The organism is Bradyrhizobium liaoningense (genome assembly GCF_018130955.1).
Lineage (GTDB): Bacteria > Pseudomonadota > Alphaproteobacteria > Rhizobiales > Xanthobacteraceae > Bradyrhizobium > Bradyrhizobium liaoningense_C.
The window spans coordinates 1-2,782 of the sequence record NZ_JAFCJM010000136.1; the positions used below are offsets into that span (position 1 = coordinate 1).

Sequence of the window (2,782 nt, forward strand, 5' to 3'; positions counted from 1 at the left end):
CCGCCAAGCGCATTGACGAACTCATGCCCTGGAATTGGCGATCTCAGAACGTCGCCCACGCCGCATAGCGCGATCGCTTTCCGCCAGAAACAGCCCTAGCCGGGGCCTTCGCCGGAAGCGTACCCCGAAGCGGAGCTACGATCGCAGAGGCGGAAAAATTCATTCCGAGTAGGGAACCGAAACCCGCCCGTCTGCATATTAGGATCGGAACTGCTGAACCCTACGGATTAGGACCCGTAAGCACGAGGTTGTGTCATGCAGCGTCGTCGTTTCAAACAGATACAATCCCTTGAAGAACGACTTTCCGAACAAGCAAAACGCCTAAGAGCCGAAGCCAAATGGCTTCCACCAGGCGCAGCGCGGGACCAAATGATCCGCAAAGCCCGGCAGGCCGAAACAGCCTCTCATATGAACGAGTGGCTTACATCCCCGGGACTTCGACCATCAGAATGAAATCGCCATGAAAGGATATGCAGGCGCATTCCAGGAAAATGTTATGCCTTACTACGGCACTGTGACCCGGGAAGAGATCGAGGCTGCGAAGCAGGCCTATGAACGAGCGCAGCAAGCGCTAGTGCACACCAGTGAAGCTCTTCAACGTTCCCGAGAGGTATTGGCGCAGTCGTTCAAGATTCTTGGCATCAATCCAGACCAAGAAAGCACGCAAGAGTAGGGCCGCCTCAGTTGGCGGCCTCTTTCATATGTCGCCTCGTGGCCCTGGCTGTGTAAAAACGCGAAAGATCGAGGCACGGCTAGAATTACATTCTTCAGTTCGTTCTCTAAGTTGAATGCGCTTGCGAGGTTGACCGCTAAGACGGTCTTGAACGAATAACGTATTCTATCGCCGTCAAGCGCCCTGGCGTTTTCACACAGCCAAGACCCTTAGCCGACCCGAGCTGAGGCATTTACCATGTCGGCTATTTGGACGCAGACCGCCGCTTGTGCCCCCGAGCGGCCGAAGCGGATGTGACCTTGCACGACAACAACGCTTAAACCAGGCCGCCCGTTAAGGCGCTAAAATTTTTCGTCACCCTCTTGAAACTTTTTTGCCCGTGGCAGATTTTTTTGGTCGCCGCAGACATGGCGGCCGGGGCGCCTTCGGGGCCCCGAAATCAAGGCGGGCGCCGGAAGGTGTCCGGTGCCAGCTCGTACCCAACTTGCTCTTTGGAGGATTTGGCTATGAGGTATGATTGGACTCCCCTGTGGAGGTCAACCATTGGTTTCGACCGCCTGTTTGATGTTCTCGACGAAGTCCAGCGGACCGCCGAAGAGACCTATCCCCCCTATAACATCGAGCGGCTCGACGAGAACCGCTTCCAAATCTCGGTGGCGCTCGCCGGATTCACACCGGACGAGGTGGGCCTCACGGTGGAGCAGAATGTCCTTACGTTGGAAGGCCACAAGGCTGAGAAGGACGAGAAGACCTTCCTGCATCGCGGAATGTCGACACGCTCGTTCAAGCGCCAGTTCACCCTGGCTGACCACGTCGAGGTCAAGGGCGCGCACTTCGAGAATGGTCTGTTGGTCATCGAGCTTCAACGCGAGATTCCCGAGGCCATGAAGCCGCGGCGCATCGCCATCGCGGGCGCAAGCGCTGGGCAGGTCAAGCAGATCGAGGGCAAGGCCGCCTGACCAACGCGGCTTGGTTCCGATCGCCGCCGCGCGGGATTGCTCCCGCGCGGCCACCTTAATGCGTCTTATGATGGGAGGTTTAGCCATGCGGACGACGCCCGCACACGATAACGTCTTCGATTTAAATGCCCTTCTTCATCCCGGCACGGTGTTCTCGCATCCGCGCGAGGTCGTCGCTGACCCGACTTTGAGTCTGGCCGAGAAGCGGGCCATCCTCGCGTCATGGGCTTCCGACGCCTCGGCGATCGCGTCCTGTCCAGCGTTGCGCTCACCGGACGGACTAAAGGCGTCTGTTCATATCGACGATATTCTGGAAGCGCTACGCGCGCTAGACGGAAACGGTCCACGCAACCCGCCGGGCGGCAAGCCCATGCGTCTGCGCTCGGCCGAGCGCCGCGCGGCGGCGTGAGCGAGGGGTCTGCAAATGATGCCATGACCGACGTTACACAGTTGATTCCAGGTCGCTTCTATTGGGTCCTTGTGCGCTCAAGTACGAAACATCCCGAGTGGCAGCCAGCACGCTTCACCGGCGCTACTTGTCAAGGCGACGGCGCGAAGTGGGACTTCATCGGCTTCAACAGCGACGTCGGTCATCATTTCGTCGAGGTCGTCGACCTCGGCCCAGAACTACTGTCCTAAACGCTCGTGTTAAGATGCCTAGGAAGCCTAGCGACAGCGCAGCTATCGATCCACTGCGCGGATTCCCCATTTCTGTACAACCGCTGCGGCCCTGTCCTTTCTGCGGCGGTTCGGAGCTTGGATCAACAGCGACATCGATCCAAAATTTGTAGTGTGTAAGGAATGTTCAGCTTTCGGCCCCAATGCGCCGACCGTTAGGCAGGCGGCCGAGCATTGGAACAAACGAACCACCTCCTAAGGCGCACGCGATACATGCCTGCTCCGCGCCGCTCGATCTCGCATATGGGATTTTTTGCCGCAGCGATGTCCGCTCGTGGCCGATTTTGTTGCAAAAGTCGGTTGAGGCGAGCCGGCAAGCGTGATTCCGTTGTGTTGACGCGAATCGCGACGAGGTCGATCCATGATGGGCCGTCTGAAGAGTGACCAAGGTCAATTGTTCTACGAGTTTCATCTCAGCGACGCGGTTCCCGAAGATCATCTAGTGCGGAAGATCGACACTGCTCTCGATCTG

At 58.0% G+C, this 2,782-nt stretch carries 4 protein-coding genes; all 4 read left to right on the forward strand.

Annotated elements, in window-relative coordinates:
* Nucleotides 1–460 precede the first annotated feature (460 nt).
* The 4 genes from JQ632_RS39000 (at nt 461) to JQ632_RS39015 (ending at nt 2,271) form a co-directional block, all read left to right on the forward strand.
* Nucleotides 461–673 carry a hypothetical protein gene (locus JQ632_RS39000; RefSeq protein WP_212408027.1) on the forward strand — a complete coding sequence of 71 codons (213 nt, stop codon included), beginning with the start codon at nt 461–463 and terminating at the stop codon, nt 671–673.
* A 506-nt stretch (nt 674–1,179) separates the two neighbouring features.
* Nucleotides 1,180–1,632, forward strand: a complete 453-nt coding sequence (locus JQ632_RS39005; protein WP_211407583.1) for an Hsp20 family protein — start codon at nt 1,180–1,182, stop codon at nt 1,630–1,632.
* An 85-nt stretch (nt 1,633–1,717) separates the two neighbouring features.
* Nucleotides 1,718–2,041, forward strand: coding sequence for a hypothetical protein (locus JQ632_RS39010; RefSeq protein WP_212408028.1), 324 nt, complete (start codon nt 1,718–1,720; stop codon nt 2,039–2,041).
* Nucleotides 2,042–2,064: 23 nt separating this feature from the next.
* Nucleotides 2,065–2,271 (forward strand): hypothetical protein, encoded by a 207-nt coding sequence (locus tag JQ632_RS39015; protein ID WP_212408029.1) that lies wholly within the window; start codon nt 2,065–2,067, stop codon nt 2,269–2,271.
* Nucleotides 2,272–2,782 lie beyond the last annotated feature (511 nt).

Coding starts and splice junctions, on each gene's coding strand:
- JQ632_RS39000 (WP_212408027.1), top strand. CDS start 461: ATGAAAGGATATGCAGGCGCATTCCAGGAAAATGTTATGCCTTACTAC.
- JQ632_RS39015 (WP_212408029.1), top strand. CDS start 2,065: ATGACCGACGTTACACAGTTGATTCCAGGTCGCTTCTATTGGGTCCTT.
- JQ632_RS39010 (WP_212408028.1), top strand. CDS start 1,718: ATGCGGACGACGCCCGCACACGATAACGTCTTCGATTTAAATGCCCTT.
- JQ632_RS39005 (WP_211407583.1), top strand. CDS start 1,180: ATGAGGTATGATTGGACTCCCCTGTGGAGGTCAACCATTGGTTTCGAC.